At 70.8% G+C, this 15,761-nt stretch carries 17 protein-coding genes; 12 read left to right on the forward strand and 5 right to left on the reverse strand.

The features are described from left to right. The first annotated feature begins 71 nt into the window (after window positions 1-71). The 4 genes from rnc to AB0N73_RS01180 are packed head-to-tail and all read left to right on the forward strand — an operon-like array spanning window position 72 to window position 2,397. A complete protein-coding gene (gene rnc / locus AB0N73_RS01165; protein ID WP_363559925.1) occupies window positions 72-710 on the forward strand; it encodes a ribonuclease III in 639 nt (212 codons plus the stop codon). Between the two features lies 1 nt (window position 711). Further along, window positions 712-1,617: a bifunctional DNA-formamidopyrimidine glycosylase/DNA-(apurinic or apyrimidinic site) lyase gene (mutM, locus tag AB0N73_RS01170; RefSeq protein ID WP_363559495.1), complete on the forward strand. Its 906-nt coding sequence runs from the start codon at window positions 712-714 to the stop codon at window positions 1,615-1,617. A 58-nt stretch (window positions 1,618-1,675) separates the two neighbouring features. Continuing rightward, the gene (locus AB0N73_RS01175; protein ID WP_363559497.1) at window positions 1,676-2,026 is read left to right on the forward strand and encodes a PadR family transcriptional regulator; all 351 of its coding nucleotides are present in this window, start codon (window positions 1,676-1,678) and stop codon (window positions 2,024-2,026) included. Further along, window positions 2,023-2,397, forward strand: a complete 375-nt coding sequence (locus tag AB0N73_RS01180) for a hypothetical protein (RefSeq protein ID WP_363559499.1) — start codon at window positions 2,023-2,025, stop codon at window positions 2,395-2,397. Before AB0N73_RS01175 ends, AB0N73_RS01180 begins: the two co-directional genes overlap by 4 nt. A 16-nt stretch (window positions 2,398-2,413) precedes the next feature. Here AB0N73_RS01180 and AB0N73_RS01185 read toward each other — a convergent pair whose 3' ends face one another. Together AB0N73_RS01185 and AB0N73_RS01190 are read right to left on the reverse strand one after the other, a co-directional pair. Then, complete coding sequence (locus AB0N73_RS01185) at window positions 2,414-3,493, reverse strand: GNAT family N-acetyltransferase (RefSeq protein ID WP_363559501.1); 1,080 nt, start codon at window positions 3,491-3,493, stop codon at window positions 2,414-2,416. A gap of 46 nt (window positions 3,494-3,539) precedes the next feature. Continuing rightward, window positions 3,540-3,791, reverse strand: a complete 252-nt coding sequence (locus tag AB0N73_RS01190; protein ID WP_363559503.1) for a hypothetical protein — start codon at window positions 3,789-3,791, stop codon at window positions 3,540-3,542. A gap of 463 nt (window positions 3,792-4,254) precedes the next feature. On the opposite strand from AB0N73_RS01190, the gene smc reads away from it, so the two are divergent. Genes smc through AB0N73_RS01205 form a run of 3 tightly spaced genes read left to right on the forward strand, consistent with a single transcriptional unit; the run spans window position 4,255 to window position 9,211 of the window. Next, window positions 4,255-7,764 (forward strand): chromosome segregation protein SMC, encoded by a 3,510-nt coding sequence (smc, locus tag AB0N73_RS01195; RefSeq protein ID WP_363559505.1) that lies wholly within the window; start codon window positions 4,255-4,257, stop codon window positions 7,762-7,764. 23 nt (window positions 7,765-7,787) lie between these two features. Then, window positions 7,788-8,660, forward strand: coding sequence for a signal recognition particle-docking protein FtsY (gene ftsY / locus AB0N73_RS01200; protein ID WP_363559507.1), 873 nt, complete (start codon window positions 7,788-7,790; stop codon window positions 8,658-8,660). A gap of 50 nt (window positions 8,661-8,710) precedes the next feature. Next, on the forward strand, window positions 8,711-9,211 hold the full coding sequence (locus tag AB0N73_RS01205; protein WP_363559509.1) for a DUF2004 domain-containing protein: 501 nt from the start codon (window positions 8,711-8,713) through the stop codon (window positions 9,209-9,211). A gap of 12 nt (window positions 9,212-9,223) precedes the next feature. On the opposite strand, the gene lipA is transcribed toward AB0N73_RS01205, so the two are convergent. Together lipA and lipB are read right to left on the reverse strand one after the other, a co-directional pair. After that, the gene (gene lipA / locus AB0N73_RS01210) at window positions 9,224-10,255 is read right to left on the reverse strand and encodes a lipoyl synthase (RefSeq protein ID WP_363559511.1); all 1,032 of its coding nucleotides are present in this window, start codon (window positions 10,253-10,255) and stop codon (window positions 9,224-9,226) included. Beyond that, entirely contained in the window at window positions 10,252-10,914 is a 663-nt protein-coding gene (lipB, locus tag AB0N73_RS01215; RefSeq protein ID WP_363559513.1) for a lipoyl(octanoyl) transferase LipB, read from the reverse strand. The genes lipA and lipB overlap by 4 nt, the downstream gene beginning before the upstream one ends. A 53-nt stretch (window positions 10,915-10,967) precedes the next feature. Here lipB and AB0N73_RS01220 point away from each other — a divergent pair, with 53 nt between their 5' ends. Next, window positions 10,968-11,522, forward strand: a complete 555-nt coding sequence (locus tag AB0N73_RS01220; protein ID WP_363559515.1) for a helix-turn-helix domain-containing protein — start codon at window positions 10,968-10,970, stop codon at window positions 11,520-11,522. A 57-nt stretch (window positions 11,523-11,579) separates the two neighbouring features. Beyond that, window positions 11,580-13,124: a signal recognition particle protein gene (gene ffh / locus AB0N73_RS01225; protein ID WP_363559517.1), complete on the forward strand. Its 1,545-nt coding sequence runs from the start codon at window positions 11,580-11,582 to the stop codon at window positions 13,122-13,124. A 4-nt stretch (window positions 13,125-13,128) separates the two neighbouring features. Here the strand turns inward: ffh and AB0N73_RS01230 are convergent, their stop codons facing one another. Continuing rightward, the gene (locus AB0N73_RS01230; protein WP_363559519.1) at window positions 13,129-14,283 is read right to left on the reverse strand and encodes a glutamate--cysteine ligase; all 1,155 of its coding nucleotides are present in this window, start codon (window positions 14,281-14,283) and stop codon (window positions 13,129-13,131) included. A 180-nt stretch (window positions 14,284-14,463) separates the two neighbouring features. Here AB0N73_RS01230 and rpsP point away from each other — a divergent pair, with 180 nt between their 5' ends. From rpsP to rimM, 3 genes are read left to right on the forward strand one after another with little or no spacing between them, the layout of a single operon-like run. Continuing rightward, window positions 14,464-14,880 carry a 30S ribosomal protein S16 gene (gene rpsP / locus AB0N73_RS01235; protein WP_363559521.1) on the forward strand — a complete coding sequence of 139 codons (417 nt, stop codon included), beginning with the start codon at window positions 14,464-14,466 and terminating at the stop codon, window positions 14,878-14,880. Between the two features lie 5 nt (window positions 14,881-14,885). Beyond that, entirely contained in the window at window positions 14,886-15,116 is a 231-nt protein-coding gene (locus AB0N73_RS01240) for an RNA-binding protein (protein ID WP_363559523.1), read from the forward strand. After that, a complete protein-coding gene (gene rimM, locus AB0N73_RS01245; RefSeq protein ID WP_363559525.1) occupies window positions 15,116-15,760 on the forward strand; it encodes a ribosome maturation factor RimM in 645 nt (214 codons plus the stop codon). The genes AB0N73_RS01240 and rimM overlap by 1 nt, the downstream gene beginning before the upstream one ends. Window position 15,761 lies beyond the last annotated feature (1 nt).

Raw genomic sequence — 15,761 nt, forward strand, 5'->3', positions numbered from 1 at the left:
CACTCTTTCCCCCCCCGACGCTCTTCCGATCTGCGGATCTCTCCGCACTTTCCGAGAAGCTCGGGGTCGATATCGACCCCGAGCTTCTTTCTCTGGCGCTCACGCACCGCTCGTACGCGTACGAGCACGGGCAGATCCCGCACAACGAACGCCTGGAGTTCCTGGGTGACTCGGTGCTCGGTCAGGCGGTGACGGTGCGTCTGTACACGACGCATCCCGAACTCGACGAGGGCTCGCTCGCCAAGCGGCGCGCCAGCGTGGTGTCGACGCTGGCCCTCGCCGAGGTGGCGCGCGGCATGGGGCTCGGCCGCCACATCCGGCTCGGTCGGGGTGAGCAGCTGACCGGCGGTGACGACAAGGACTCGATCCTCGCCGACACCACCGAGGCGCTCATCGGTGCGACCTACCTCTCCGCGGGTCCTGACGCCGCCACCGCGCTCGTGCTGCGGCTGATCGAGCCGTTGCTGGCCGATCCGGAGCGCTACGACGCGGCGGTCGACCCGAAGACCGCGCTCCAGGAGATCGCGGCGCAGCTCGGTCATCCCGCCCCCGTCTACCGGGTCGAGTCCACCGGCCCGGATCACGCGCGGCACTTCTCCGCGACGGTGACGGTGGGCCCCATCCACGCGGTCGGCGCGGGGACCAGCAAGAAGCAGGCGGAGATGGCGGCGGCGCTGCAGACCTGGCGTCGTCTCAGCGGCCGGGACTGACGTGCCCGAGCTGCCCGAGGTCGAGGTCGTCCGTGCGGGGCTCGCGCCCGCCGTGACGGGCGCGCACATCGTGGGCGTCGATGTGCGTGATGAGCGCGCGTTGACGCGGCATCGCGGCACCGGGCCCGACTTCGAAGCCGCGCTGCTCGGACGGCTGCTCGCCGAGCCCGCCCGTCGCGGCAAGTTCCTCTGGATCCCGCTGCGCGAGGACGGGGATGCGGGTGCCCGCAGCATCGTGGCGCACCTCGGCATGAGCGGGCAGATGCTGCTCAGAGCGTCGGGCGCCGCCCCCGAGCGCCACGAACGGATCCGTATCGACATCCGCCACCCCGCGCACGGCGACCTCGCCGTCGTCTTCGCCGATCAGCGGACGTTCGGCTCGCTCGCGATCGATCCACTCGTGCCGACGCCCGACGGCGCGGCCGGCGGGTACGGAACGGCGCTGCCGCTCGTGCCTGCGCAGGTCGCGCACATCGCGCGCGACCTGCTCGACCCCGCCGTGGACGACTCCGTGCTCATCCGTGCCCTGGCGGGCAAGCGGTCGGCGATCAAACGCGTTCTGCTCGATCAGGGCGTCGTGAGCGGGATCGGCAACATCTACGCCGACGAGGCGTTGTGGGCTGCGCGCATCCATCCCGAGACGCCCGCCGCCGCGCTGAGCACGCGCGCGGTCCGCCGGCTGCTGGCCGAGGTGCGGGCCGTGCTCGCCAAGGCGCTGGCCGAGGGCGGCACCAGCTTCGACGCGCAGTACGTGAACGTCAACGGTCAGGCCGGTTACTTCGCGCACTCGCTGAACGCCTACGGTCGCACGGGGCAGCCGTGCCCCCGGTGCGGCCGCCCCATCATGAGGGTCGCCTTCACGAACCGCTCCAGCCACTTCTGCGCGCACTGCCAACGCATCGCCTGATCCAACCCGCGAGACGCAACTATTCACTGACGCAACTAGTACGTGCTACGTTCTAGTTGTGACGCAGGATAGATCGATCGGCGACTGGTTCAGATCGGCGCTGCCGTTGGTGCTGCTGACGCATCTGTCCCACGCGCCGCAGCACGGCTACGGACTCATGGAGTCGCTGCGCGCGCAGGGCTTCGAGGTGAAGGGCGCGACCGTGTACCCCCATCTGAACCGCCTGCAGGAAGACGGATACATCGAGTCGGAGTGGCACGCCCCCGACAGCGGCCCCGCCCGCAAGGTGATGACCATCACACCGGAGGGGCGCGAACGATTGCGGGTGCTCCGCCGTCAGTGGGGCGTCTTCCGCGACCAGATCGATGCCGCGCTGGGCGGCATGACACAGGGAGACGACGAACGATGACCTACTACGCCGACCTCGCCGCCGCGCTCCGTGCGCGGAAGAGCTCAGAGGAGCAGGTGCTGGATGTCCTTCGAACCGTGCGAGAGACGAGCACGGACAGCGGCCTGCCACCGGAGGACGAGTTCGGCCCGGCCGGCCAGTACGCCGAGAACTTCTCCGGCTCGCGGACGTTCACGCCGATGCAGCTGGTCCGCGGCGCGGCGCTGCTCCTCTCGATCGCGGTGCTCGTGGCGCTCAGACTGACTGTGCTGCGCGGCGTGGAGTTCTTCCCCTGGGGTGTGCTCCAAGGCGTCGCCGTGTTCGTCGTGATCGGCCTGACGGGCGATCTCGTGGCACGAGGGGTGAGTCGCCGGCTCCCCGAAGACTTCTGATCCGTGGCGCCCGCGGTTAGATCAGCACCTTCTTCCATGCTCCTTCGTATGAACGGGGCACGAATCCGAGCGCCTCGTTGATGTCGAGCATCGGACGGTTCTCCTCGGCGTTGTAGGTCGTGACGCGCGGTGAGCGAGGGGCCACGTCGCGCCAGGCGAGGAGCCCGGCGGCCTTGACCAGCATGCCCAGGCGGTGTCCGCGGTGGGACGCGAGGACGAGGGTGTCCTCCTGCGAGGACGCCGCGCTCCCGTCGGTCCCGATGACCAGCTCGTTGAAGGCGCACAGCTCGCCGGTGGCGATGTGCTCCGCCGCCGTGACCAGCATCGTCCGGCCGCCGTCGATGTAGCGCGCGTCGTGGGCGCGCAGGCGATCGTCATCCCAGACCTCCTCGTCGCTGACGAGTCCGGCCGAGGGCGCATCGGTCGACATCCGCGACTTCATCCAGGCGTATCCCGCGACGGCGGCCTCGGGGGTGGGGAGCGTCCACTGCAGGACCCGGTATCCGGCGGCGGCGCGTTCGGCCTCGGCCAGGTGCGCGCGGAGGTCGGCGACGGGGGCGCCCATGTCATAGGCGCTGACGCGCACGACCTGTTCGAGCGTGTACCCGTGACGCAGCAGGAACCGCGCGGCATGGTCCCGCGGCAGGTGCCCGAAGCCCGTCGGCGGCGTGAGCTGCTCGCCCGCGGCGGCGGGGTGCTCCACCCAGGTCTGCAGGATGGAGCGCCCCGCCGCGCGCGCACCGGTCTCGAAGAGCGCGTGGGCCTGCGTGCCGACGCCGCGCCCCCAGACCGAGCGGCTGAGCTCGATGAGCCCGTACGCGGTCCGCGAGCCCTCCTCGAGCGGAATGTCGAGGCCGATGCGCCCGGCCACCTCGCCGCCGACGAGCACCAGCCACAGGTATCTGCGCTGGTGCTCGTCGGGGCGGTAGACGGGGAGCAGCTCCTCGGGCGAGATCCGCTGGTCGTCGAACCCGGAGATCTCCCGGTACACGTCGTTTCGGATCGCCGTCATCCGCCGGAAGTCCGCCGCATCCGCGCCGTGGGCGTCCGACGGGACGAGGACCGGGCGGAACTCGACGTCGTGGGTCGTGGTCATGAGGCACCTCCGGGGTGCGGTGTCGTGCGCGGGCGGCGCCGCGCGGTCATCGGATGGTGAGGGTGCCCGCGCTGTGCGCGTGCGTCCGGTCGTAGTCCTGCCGGACCTGCTCGGCGAGCAGGCGCCGGGATGCGGCGTCCCGCAGCGAGCGGAGACGTGCGCGATGGCGGCCCCAGAGCAGGAGGCGAAGGCCGACGTGCATGGCGAGCCGGTCGACGAGCGAGGGCCGACGCCGGGCACCGGTCGCGGGGGGCGACGAGATGTGCACCGTGGAGCGGGGTGCGGAGAGCGTATTCACGATGTTCCTTAAGGGGTGGAGAAGAAGTAATGAAGGGGGAGCGGTGCCCATGGGCACGGATGCCGGGCGTCGCGCAGATGCGCGCGGCGGGGCGGCGGGAGGCTCCGGCGAGGAAGCGGCGCGACGGACGGCGGCAGGCCGTCAGGCGTCACCGGCCCGAGAGCGGGCGGAGTCCTGGCCGGAGACCGTCAGCGTGCGGTGTGGACGCGGCCGTTCTGGAACACACCGACGGAGGCGATCGCGGTGGACGCGCGCACGATGGGCGCGTCGGTCATGGTCTGTCGAACAGTCATGGCGATCTCCTTTCTCGACGTCGGACGTTGTTCAGCGGTCAGGACGCTAGCGCACCTGAGAAGACGCTGTCAACATCCCGGGCGTGTCGCGGGCGTGCCGCGGCGTCGCTGCCGGCTCGCACGGGGGTGCTCCGGTACCGTGAGGAGAGCTCGTCGACCGGAGGAACCGCATGCACCTGAAGAGCGTGACGCTCAAGGGTTTCAAGTCGTTCGCGCAGGCGACGACCTTCGCTCTCGAACCCGGCGTGACCGCGATCGTCGGGCCCAACGGCTCCGGCAAGTCGAACGTCGTCGACGCCCTCGCGTGGGTGATGGGGGAGCAGGGCGCGAAGACGCTCCGCGGCGGGAAGATGGAGGACGTCATCTTCGCGGGCACCTCCACGCGCGGACCGCTCGGGCGGGCGGAGGTGCAGCTGACGATCGACAACAGCGACGGGGCGCTTCCGATCGAGTACGCCGAGGTCACGATCAGTCGGACGCTCTTCCGCAACGGCTCGAGCGAGTACGCGATCAACGGCCAGTCCTGCCGTCTGCTCGACCTGCAGGAGCTCCTGAGCGACTCGGGCCTCGGTCGCGAGATGCACGTGATCGTGGGCCAGGGCCGGCTCGACACGGTGCTGCAGGCGAGCCCGGAGGACCGCCGCGGGTTCATCGAGGAGGCCGCCGGAATCCTCAAGCACCGTCGCCGCAAGGAGAAGACGCTCCGAAAGCTCGAGGCGATGGAGGCCAACCTCACCCGCCTGAGCGACCTGGCGGGCGAGCTCCGCCGACAGCTGAAGCCGCTGGGGCGTCAGGCCGACATCGCCCGGCAGGCCGCCACCATCGCCGCCGTCGTCCGCGATGCACGGGCACGGCTTCTCGCCGACGAGCTCGCCGCCCTCCGATCCGAGCTCGAGGACTTCGCGCGCAACGAGCAGGACCGCCGCGCCGAGCGCACGCTCGTCCAGGACCGCGTCGACCAGGTGCGGGCGCGGGTCGCGGCACTCGAGACCCAGGAGCGCTCGGCGGCCGTCGACGCCGCGCGCGCGGTGACGTTCGGACTGGAGCGGGTGCAGGAGCGACTCCGCGGCTTCTACAGCCTCGCCGGGCAGCGACTGACGCTCCTCTCGGCCGATGACGATGCGCTGATCCCCGCCGCCACCGTGTCGCAGTCGACGATCGACGATGCGCGCGCCGAACTCGATCTCGTCGCGACGGGCGTCGGCGAGGCCGAGGACGCCGCGGCGGCCGCGGCGCGGGAGGTCACGAAGGCCCGAGCCGAACTCGATGCCCTCGACGTCGACATCTCGGCGCAGAGCGCACTCGTCTCCGAGCACGACATGAAGCTCACCGCGTTGCGCGGCACGGCCGAGGCGGCCGCGTCCGCGCTGGCCGCCGTTCGCGCCGCGGTCGAACGGCAGCAGAAGGCCCTCGACGCCGCGCTGGCGCGCCGCGCGGAGGCCGAGGAGGAACTCGCCGGCGTCGATCCGGACATGGTGCCCGAGACCTCGTCCGCCGAGCACGCCGCCGCGTACGAGCAGGCGCAACGGCGTGCGGCCGACGCGGAGAGCTCCGTCGCCGGCATCCGCGAACGACTCCACGCCACCGAGCGCGAGGTCGACGCCTTGACGGCCGAGGTGACCACGCTCGGACGCGCGCTCGACGTGCGCACCGGCGCCTCCGAGCTCATCGCCGCCGGAGGCGCGGGGGTGCGCGGTCTCGTGGGTGACGCGGTGCAGGTCACGGCCGGTTTCGAGGCCGCTGTCGCCGCTGCCCTGGGAGCGGTCGCCGAGGGCGTGCTGGTCGACTCCCGCGTCGACGCGGAACGCGCGGCCGAGACGGCGCGCAGCGGCGAGTTCGGCGTCGTCGACATCGTGATCGGCGATGTCTCGGTGCCCCTCGCGTCGGTGCCCACACGCTCGGGCGTGACGGCGGCCGCATCCGTCGTGACGGCGCCCGACGGCGTCATGGCCTTGCTCGCGCGGGTCGTGATCGTCGACGACGTCGACGCCGCCCGCGCCGTGGTCGACGAGGTCGAGGACGTGACCGTCGTGACCCGCGGCGGCGAGATCATCACCCGCTTCTCCATCCGCGCCGGCAGCGGACAGGGGCGGTCGCGCCTCGAGCTCGCCGCCGAACGCGACGCGGCCGCCGAGCGGATGGGGGAGCTCACCGTCGTCGCCGACTCGCTGCGCGAAGCGCTCACCGACGGCACGGCGGCGCTGCACGAGGCCCGCGCGCGGACCACCGCGTCGCTCGCCGCGCTCCGGTCGCACGACGCCGCCCTCGCCGCCCACACCGAGAAGGTCAACCGGGCCACCGTGCGCCACGAGGCGGCGGTCGCCGAGTGCGAGCGTCTCACCGCCACGCTCCGCCAGGCCCAGGCGGCCGTCGCCGAGGCGGAGGACTCCGCGCGCGTGGCCGAGGACCGTCTGACGAACGCCCGGGAGGCTCCGCGCCCCATCCTCGACGTCTCCTCGCGCGACGGCCTGCTCGCGGCGCTGGACGCCGCGCGGGACACCGAGATGCGGGCGCGACTGGATGTCGAGACGCTGCGCGAGCGGATCCGCGCGTCCGACGCGCGCATCGTCGGACTCGAACGTCAGCGCGAGCGCGAACGGGCCGCCGCCGAGGAGTCGGCGCGGCGTGCCGTCATCCGACGACGCCAGCGCGAGATCGCGGCATCCGTGGCGGAGCAGCTGCCCGCGCTGCTCGACTCCGTCGACCGGTCGGTGAGCCAGGCGCGACTCGAACTCGCGACCGCGGAATCCGCGCGCACCGCGGTGACGGCCGAGCTCGCCGACGTCCGGCGCGAGGAGAGTCAGCTGCGCGAGCGGTTGAACGGCCTCACCGAGAGCGTCCACGGGCTGGAGCTGCGCATCCACGAGAAGCGCCTCCACGCCGGCGCGCTCCGCGAGCGCGTGCAGAGCGAGCTCGGGCTCGAGGAGGACATTCTCATTTCGGAATATGGCCCCGATCAGGCCGTACCCGTCGAATCGACCTCGGACGGCGACGCCGAGCCCACAACCGTGCCCTACGACCGCGCGCAGCAGAAGCGCCGGCTGCAGGAGGCGGAGCGCACCCTCGCGCAGCTCGGCCGGGTGAACCCGCTGGCGCTCGAGGAGTTCTCGGCCCTGGAGCAGCGGCACGCCTTCCTGACCGAGCAGCTGGGAGATCTGACCCAGACGCGGGCCGACCTCCTCACCATCATCCAGGAGCTCGACGAGCGGATGGAGTCGATCTTCCTGGAGGCGTTCGAAGACACGCGCGTCGCCTTCACCGAGGTCTTCCCCATCCTGTTCCCGGGAGGGACGGGGAGCATCGCGCTGACGGATCCGGATTCGCCGCTGACAACGGGCATCGACGTCGCCGTGCGCCCGGTCGGCAAGAAGGTCGAGCGGTTGTCGCTCCTCTCCGGCGGCGAGCGGTCGCTGGCGGCGGTCGCGCTGCTGGTGGCGATCTTCAAAGCGCGCCCGAGTCCCTTCTACATCCTCGACGAGGTCGAAGCGGCGCTCGACGACGCGAACCTCGGGCGCCTGTTGAGCGTGTTCGAGCAGCTGCGCGAGTCCAGCCAGCTCATCGTGATCACCCATCAGAAGCGCACGATGGAGATCGCCGATGCGCTGTACGGCGTCTCCATGCGCCAGGACGGCGTCTCCGCGGTCATCGGCCAGCGGGTGCGGGAGCGCGAGAGCGCGTGAGCGGCGACCTCTAGGCTGGAGTCATGGCCGAGAGATCGTGGTCGCTGGGCCGGGCCCTGCGCGGAATGTTCGTCAAGCCCGTCATCGACGAGGCGACGTGGGAAGACCTCGAGACGGCGCTGCTGACCGCGGACTTCGGCCCGGACATCACCGAGCGCCTGATCGACGAGCTGCGCGAGAAGGTCGATCGGTTCCGCACGACCGACCCCAAGGACCTGCAGCGGATGCTGCGGGAGACCCTGGAGGAGCACTTCGCGCGCTTCGACACGACCCTTCGCCTGTCGGAGCGCCCGGCGGTCGTGCTGGTGGTCGGGGTCAACGGCGTCGGCAAGACCACGACGATCGGCAAGTTCGCCAACTTCCTGCGCCGCTACGAGCGCACCGTCGTCGTGGGGGCCGCCGACACGTTCCGCGCGGCGGCCGTCGACCAGCTGGCCACCTGGGCGGAGCGCGGCGGGGCGCAGATCGTGCGTCCGCAGCACGAGGGCCAGGATCCCGCGTCGGTGGCCTACCAGACGGTGGAGTTCGCCCAGCGCACCGGAACCGAGATCGTCCTGGTCGACACCGCCGGCCGCCTGCACACCAAGGGCGGGCTGATGGATGAACTGGGCAAGATCAAGCGGGTGATCGAGAAGCAGGCGCCCATCAGCGAGGTCCTGCTCGTCCTCGACGCGACGACCGGCCAGAACGGGGTCCTGCAGGCGCAGGCGTTCCTCGAGCACGCGGGCGTGACGGGCCTGGTGCTGACCAAGCTCGACGGATCCGCGAAGGGTGGCTTCGTGCTGGCCGTGCAGGAGCGCACCGGGATCCCGGTGAAGCTGCTCGGCCAGGGCGAGGGCATCGGCGACCTCACCGGTTTCACCCCGCACGTGTTCGTCGAGGCACTCGTCTCCTGACCCGGCGCGCCGGACTACCGTCCGAGCGCGCGTGCTGGTTTCATGGGGACATGGCGATCGAGCACGACTTCTTCGGACTCCTCGAGTCCGGCCCCGACGGTTCGATCTTCTGGTCGGAGAACGTCGAGTTCGGCGACCAGACCGTGACGGTCGATCTGACCGCGCCCGACCAGGACGACGTGTCGGAAGCCGCCCTGGATGTGGCGGCGTCCCTGGTCTCCTCGCTCGAGCAGCTCGACCTCGTTGCGCGCAACGCCATGGTGTCCGAGCTCGACTCGCGCACGAGCGAAGTGACCGAGTACATCCTTCAGCAGCAGGCGACGCTGGGGGAGGGGATCGAGGAGTTCCTCGTGGACCTCTCCGGCGACGTGCACGTCGACGTGATCCGCTCGCTCCAGTTCACGAGCATGACGATCCTCGCCGACGAGCACGGCGGCAGCGACCCGTTCGCCGTGATGGAGTACGCCCTCGACGCGGACTCCACCGACGACGTCCTGCTGGTGAACCTCGACTCGGAGGGCAAGGTCCAGTCGGTCACGAGCGCCGACTGACGGCGTTCCGGTTCAGACCGCCTGGGCGAACCCGGAGCCGGCCGCGGTGATCTCCGTCGCGAGGTGCGCGAGGTCCTCCGGGATCTCCTGACCGCGCGCGTGCATCGACTGGGCCCATAGCCGTCCCGCGCGGTACGACGAGCGCACCAGCGGACCCGCCAGCACACCGAGGAACCCGATGCGCTCCGCCTCCTCACGGAAGGCGACGAACTCGGCGGGCGGCACCCACCGCGCGACCGGGAGGTGCCGCGGCGACGGCCGCAGGTACTGCGTGATGGTGATGATGTCGGTGCCGGCCTCCCGGAGGTCGTGAAGGGCCGAGACGACCTCGTCGGGTTCTTCTCCCATGCCGAGGATGAGGTTCGACTTCGTGATGAGTCCGGCCGCACGCGCCTGCGAGAGCACGTCGAGCGAGCGCTCGTAGCGGAAGGCGGGACGGATCCGTGTGAACAGGCGGGGCACGGTCTCGACGTTGTGTGCGAAGACCTCGGGGCGGGCATCGAAGATCTCGCCCAGCAGCGCCGCATCCCCGTTGAAGTCGGTCGCGAGCAGCTCGACACCGGTCCCGGGATTGTCGTGGTGGATGCGGCGCACCGTCTCGGCGTGCAGCCACGCGCCGCCGTCCTCGAGATCGTCGCGCGCGACGCCGGTGACGGTGGCGTAGCGCAGCCCCATCTGCTGCACGCTGCGGGCCACGCGGCGCGGCTCGTCGGTGTCGTAGGCGGCCGGCTTGCCGGTGTCGATCTGGCAGAAGTCGCAGCGCCGCGTGCACTGCGAGCCGCCGATCAGGAACGTCGCCTCCCGGTCCTCCCAGCACTCGTAGATGTTCGGGCAACCCGCCTCCTGGCAGACCGTGTGCAGCCCCTCCGTCGTCACGAGCGACCGCAGTCGCCCGTACTCGGGTCCGGTGCGGGCGCGGGTCTTGATCCACTCGGGCTTCTGCTCGATCGGCGTCTGCGCGTTGCGCACCTCCAGCCGCAGCAGTTTCCTGCCCTGCGGGGGACGAGCGGAGGACGCCGGTGCGCCCGACGCGCACCCGCTCATGCGGCGACCGCCGTCCGGTCGAAGCGGCGGGACACCTCGGACACGACCGTGTCGTGGATGTCGGCCGGCGACACCCCGCGTCCCAGCACGCGCGAGATCGTCGTGACGCCGGCATCAGCGATGCCGCACGGGACGATCGCCGCGAAGCCGTCGAGCGTGTTGTCGCAGTTGATCGCGAACCCGTGCATGGTCACCCCCTTCTCCACCCGGACGCCGATGGCGGCCACCTTGTCCTCGCCGCGGGGTCCTGCGACCCAGACGCCGCTGCGTCCGGCGACCTGCCGGCCGGCGACGCCGTGACGGCCGAGCGCCGCGATGAGGGCGAGCTCGAGGCCGCGCACGTACTGCACGACGTCGACGGGCTCCGGCAGCCGGAGCACGGGGTAGCCGACGAGCTGTCCGGGGCCGTGCCAGGTGATCCTGCCGCCCCGGTCGACGGGGATCACGGGTGAGCCGTCGGAGGGCAGATCGGCGGGTCGGGTACGGGTCCCGGCGGTGTAGACCGCCTCGTGCTCGAGCAGCAGCAGCGTGTCGGCACGCCGGTCGGCGACCACGTCGTCGTGCACCCGCCGTTGGATCGCCCAGCCCTCGGCGTACGGCACGAGCGCGGGAGCGAGTCCCAGCGTCTCCACATCCATCTGATCTCCCCGCGTCGGCATTGTTGCGCTGAGTACAACAATACCGGGTCCAGGTGCTCCCGTACGCTGAGGTCGTGAGCATACGAGCGGGTCGGCCCAGGGCGTCCTCCCGCGAGACCATCTCGGAGGCGGCCTGCGAGCTTTTCCTCGAGCAGGGGTACGAAGGCACCTCGATCACCGACATCACCCGCCGCGCGGGTGTCGCCAGATCGAGCTTCTTCAACTACTTCGCGTCGAAGTCGGACGTCTTCTGGAGCGGATTCGACGAGCGCATCGACGCCTTCGAGGCCGCAGGGGCCAGGGTCGACGCCCTCGCGACCTTCGCCGACGGCTTCGAGCCGGACAGTCTGGCCCTCGCCTTCGTGAACGCCGACCAGATGCTCCTGGGCGACGAGCTCGACCGCGAGTCGGCGTTGCGTCGTGCACGGATCGGCCGCGCGGTGTCGACGCGCCTCCGGGCGGACGGCATGGGCGCCCTGGCCGCGGATGTGGTGGGTGCCGCGCACGGCGCGGCGGTGCTCGCCGCGGTCGAGCGATGGGCCCGTGACGGTGCCGGGCGCACGCGTCTGCCCGCCGTTCTGGCCGAGGCTCTGGCGGTGCTGCGCCCCCTGCTGGTCGCCCACGCCTGAGGCCGCCGGACGGCAGCGCTCTCGCAGGGGTCGCCGCTCGCGTAAACTCGACCCATCATGGCGACTTTCGGCACCCTCTCCGACCGGCTCACAGAGACCTTCCGCAATCTGCGGACCAAGGGGAAGCTCAGCCCTGCCGACGTCGACGGCACGGTGCGCGAGATCCGGCGTGCGCTGCTGGATGCCGACGTCGCCCTGGTCGTCGTCAAGGACTTCACCGCCAAGGTGCGCGAACGCGCGCTGGGCGACGAGGTCAGCCGCGCGCTCAACCCGGCCCAGCAGGTCGTGCAGATCGTCAACGAGGAGCTCGTGGGCATCCTCGGCGGCGAGCAGCGCCGGCTGCAGTTCGCCAAGAACCCGCCGACCGTCATCATGCTCGCGGGGCTCCAGGGATCCGGAAAGACGACGTTCGCGGGCAAGCTCGCGCGTCTGTTGGAGAAGGACGGGCACACGCCGCTCCTCATCGCCGCCGACCTGCAGCGTCCGAACGCCGTCAACCAGCTCCAGGTCGTCGCTGAGCGCGCCGGTGCGGCGATCTACGCCCCCGAGCCCGGCAACGGCGTCGGCGACCCCGTGAAGGTCGCGCGCGACGGGGTCGAGTACGCACGTCGTCAGCAGCACGACACCGTCATCATCGACACGGCGGGACGCCTCGGCGTCGACGCCGAGCTGATGAAGCAGGCCGCCGACATCCGCGCCGCCACGAACCCCGACGAGGTCCTGTTCGTCATCGACGCGATGATCGGTCAGGACGCGGTCAACACGGCGACCGCCTTCCAGGAGGGCGTCGACTTCACCGGCGTCGTCCTGTCCAAGCTCGACGGTGATGCCCGCGGTGGTGCGGCCCTGTCGGTCGCCTCCGTCACCGGGCGCCCCATCATCTACGCCTCCACCGGTGAGGGCCTCGACGAGCTCGAGCCGTTCCATCCCGACCGCATGGCCAGCCGCATCCTCGACCTCGGTGACATCCTCACCCTGATCGAGCAGGCGCAGGAGGCCTTCGACGAGGCCGAGGCGATGAAGGTCGCCGAGAAGCTCGCCACCGAGCAGTTCACGCTCGAGGACTTCCTCGACCAGCTTCAGCAGATGAAGAAGATGGGCTCGATGAAGAAGATGCTCGGCATGCTGCCGGGCATGGGGCAGATGAAGCAGCAGCTCGACAACTTCGACGAGCGCGAGATCGACCGCACCGAGGCCATCATCCGCTCGATGACGCCCGGCGAGCGTCGGAACCCGAAGGTGCTCAACGGCGCACGTCGCCTGCGCATCGCACGGGGATCCGGCATGACGGTCACCGACGTCAACCAGCTCGTCCAGCGCTTCGATCAGGCCGCCAAGATGATGAAGACGGTCGCGCGCGGCGGCGTCCCCACGGTGCCCGGTATGGGCGCCATGGGCAAGCCCGGCGCCTCCAGCAAGCGCGGCAAGCAGCAGAAGGCCAAGGGGTCCCGCTCGGGCAACCCCGCCAAGCGGGCGGCGGAGAACTCGGGTGCGGTCGAGGCCGCGGCACCCACCGGGTCGGGCTTCGGGCTCGGCGGCGCGTCGAAGGCTCCCACGGCGGCCGACCTCGCCGAGCTCCAGAAGATGCTCGGCAAGGGCTGAGCCGCTAGACCGCCAGCGGCGCGCGGCGCTCGGGCCCGGCGCGGAACTCGCGGATGAGGTGGTGGACGACGGCCCGCAGGTCGCCGCCCGATGCGTCGGCGACCGCCAGCTGCCGCGCATAGCTCGCGCCCTGGTCGAGGGTCGTGCGGATGCCGGCCAGCTCCGGCGCGCATTTGAGCACCTCGGCCACCTCGGTCAGGCGTTCGAGCGTCTCGCGCACATGGTCGACGACCGGCTCCTGCCGACCGTCCGCGTCGACGATCACTCGGGCGTCGAGCCCGTAGCGCGCGGCGCGCCATTTGTTCTCGCGCACGAACCACGGCTGCAGGCGCGGCAGCTCCTCACCGCGGTCCAGGCGCTGCGAGAAGTCCTCCACGAGGCACTGGACGAGAGCGGCGACGGCGGCGAGCTCGGGGAGCGTCGACATCCCGTCGCAGGCCCGGATCTCGATCGTGCCCCACCGCGGCGCCGGGCGGATGTCCCAGCGCACCTCGGTCGCGTCCTCCATGACGCCGGTACGCACCATGTCGTCGAGATAGGACTCGTACTGCGCCCAGTCGCGCAGATCCCACGGCAGACCCGCGGTCGGCAGCTGCTGGAAGACGAGCGCGCGGTTGGACGCGTACCCGGTGCGTTCGCCGGCCCAGAAGGGGCTCGACGCCGACAGTGCCTGCAGGTGGGGAAGGTAGGTCGAGAGCGCCCCGATGATCGGCAGCACCTTGGTGACGTCGTCGACGCCGATGTGGACATGGATGCCCCAGATCATCATGTTGCGTCCCCACCACTGGGTGCGCTCGATGAGGGCGTGGTACCGCGTCTTGTCGGTGACCTCCTGGTCGTACCACTGCGCGAACGGGTGGCTTCCCGCGCACAGGAGTTCGATCCCGCGGGGGTCGGAGGCGGCACGGACGGCGGCGATCGCATCGGCGATGTCGTCGATGGCCGCCTCGACGGTCGTGCCGATCCCGCTCGTGACCTCGACTGTGTTGGTCAACAGCTCGCCGGTCACCGAGAACCGCTCGCCCAGGACGGCGGGCTCGATATCCGCGAGGATCTCGGGGGCGCGCGGCACCAGATCGCCGGTCTCGCCGTCCGCCAGCATCACCTCCCACTCCACCCCGACAGTCGAGCGGCGCGAGGGAACGAAGGGCACGGTCACGCGCTCAGTCTGACACGCGGTGCCGATCGGTTCGCCACCGGGCGCTTCATCTGGCAAAATAGACGGTTGGACCGCCTTCCGACCCTCTAACCGGAGGCGCCCGACCCTCAGAGCTTCCGCCGGGTGTGCACCCCACGCTCCAGGCGATCAGTTCGTTCGCTTCATAAATCCAGGAGAACCGTGTCTGTCAAGATCCGTCTCAAGCGCCTCGGAAAGATCCGTGCGCCGTACTACCGCATCGTCGTGGCCGACTCGCGCACCAAGCGCGATGGTCGTGTCATCGAGGAGATCGGCAAGTACCACCCCACCGAGGAGCCCTCGTTCATCGAGGTCGACTCCGAGCGTGCGCAGTACTGGCTCGGCGTCGGCGCACAGCCGACCGAGCAGGTTCTCGCCATCCTCAAGCTCACCGGTGACTGGGGTCGCTTCAAGGGCGACGCCAACGCCGTGAGCACCGTCAAGGTCCGCGAGCCCAAGCCCGCGTTCGAGGTCGACTCCGCCAAGAAGTCGGTCATCAAGCCCAAGGCCGAGAAGAAGGCCGAGGCGCCCGCCGCCGAGGCTGCCGACGCCGACGCTGCCGAGAACACCGAGGCGTAATCATCGTGCTGGCTGCCGCGCTCGAGCACGTCGTCAAGGGGATCGTCGATCACCCGGATGACGTGCGTATCCTCTCGTCCACATCGCCCCGCGGCGATGTGCTGGAGGTTCACGTCCACCCCGATGACCGGGGTCGCGTGATCGGGCGCGGCGGTCGCACCGCCAAATCCCTGCGCACCGTCGTCAGCGCTCTGGCCGACGGCGCGCGCGTGCGCGTCGACGTCGCCGACGACTGATGTCCGACGCATCCTCTGCCGCCGACAGCTCCGCCGCACGGCCGCCGCATCCCACCAAGACGCAGCTGCGCGTGGGGCGTCTGGTCAAGGCGCACGGCCTCAAGGGCGCGCTCAAGCTCGAGCTCTACACCGACGACCCGAACGGACGATTCGTCCCCGGTGCGTCCTTCACTCTCCAGGTCCCCGACTCCTCGCCGTGGTTCGGCAAGTCGGTCACCGTTCGCGAGTTTCGATGGATGAACTCGCATCCCGTCGTGTTCCTCGACGGCGTCGATGACCGCTCCGCCGCCGAGACCCTCGTGCGGGCCATCCTCTGGATCGACCAGGACCCGTCCGCCGTCGTCGAAGAAGACGACGCGTGGTTCGATCACCAGCTCGTGGGCCTGGACGTCGTCCGCGACGGCGACGTGATCGGTCGCGTCGTCCGCGTCGACCACTTCCCGGCGCAGGACCTCCTCATCGTCGGTCTGGGCGAGCGCGAGGTCCTCGTTCCCTTCGTGAAGGCCATCGTCCCGCAGGTGGATGTGGCCGCCGGCCGCGTCGTCGTCACCCCGCCGGCGGGTCTCTTCGAAGACCTGCCCGCCGACGACGACGAGTCGTCGGACGCCGCTCCGGAGCCGGACGACACCCCCGACGAGCACTGAC

Origin of the sequence: Microbacterium sp. NPDC089189, from assembly GCF_040685095.1 — a bacterium.
In the GTDB taxonomy this organism is placed as follows: domain Bacteria; phylum Actinomycetota; class Actinomycetes; order Actinomycetales; family Microbacteriaceae; genus Microbacterium.

What these genes read in the sequence shown, in the direction of transcription:
- AB0N73_RS01180 (WP_363559499.1), top strand. Translation starts at nt 2,023, where the DNA reads ATGACCTACTACGCCGACCTCGCCGCCGCGCTCCGTGCGCGGAAGAGC.
- AB0N73_RS01185 (WP_363559501.1), bottom strand. Translation starts at nt 3,493, where the DNA reads ATGACCACGACCCACGACGTCGAGTTCCGCCCGGTCCTCGTCCCGTCG.
- smc (WP_363559505.1), top strand. Translation starts at nt 4,255, where the DNA reads ATGCACCTGAAGAGCGTGACGCTCAAGGGTTTCAAGTCGTTCGCGCAG.
- ftsY (WP_363559507.1), top strand. Translation starts at nt 7,788, where the DNA reads ATGGCCGAGAGATCGTGGTCGCTGGGCCGGGCCCTGCGCGGAATGTTC.
- AB0N73_RS01205 (WP_363559509.1), top strand. Translation starts at nt 8,711, where the DNA reads ATGGCGATCGAGCACGACTTCTTCGGACTCCTCGAGTCCGGCCCCGAC.
- lipA (WP_363559511.1), bottom strand. Translation starts at nt 10,255, where the DNA reads ATGAGCGGGTGCGCGTCGGGCGCACCGGCGTCCTCCGCTCGTCCCCCG.
- lipB (WP_363559513.1), bottom strand. Translation starts at nt 10,914, where the DNA reads ATGCCGACGCGGGGAGATCAGATGGATGTGGAGACGCTGGGACTCGCT.
- ffh (WP_363559517.1), top strand. Translation starts at nt 11,580, where the DNA reads ATGGCGACTTTCGGCACCCTCTCCGACCGGCTCACAGAGACCTTCCGC.
- rimM (WP_363559525.1), top strand. Translation starts at nt 15,116, where the DNA reads ATGTCCGACGCATCCTCTGCCGCCGACAGCTCCGCCGCACGGCCGCCG.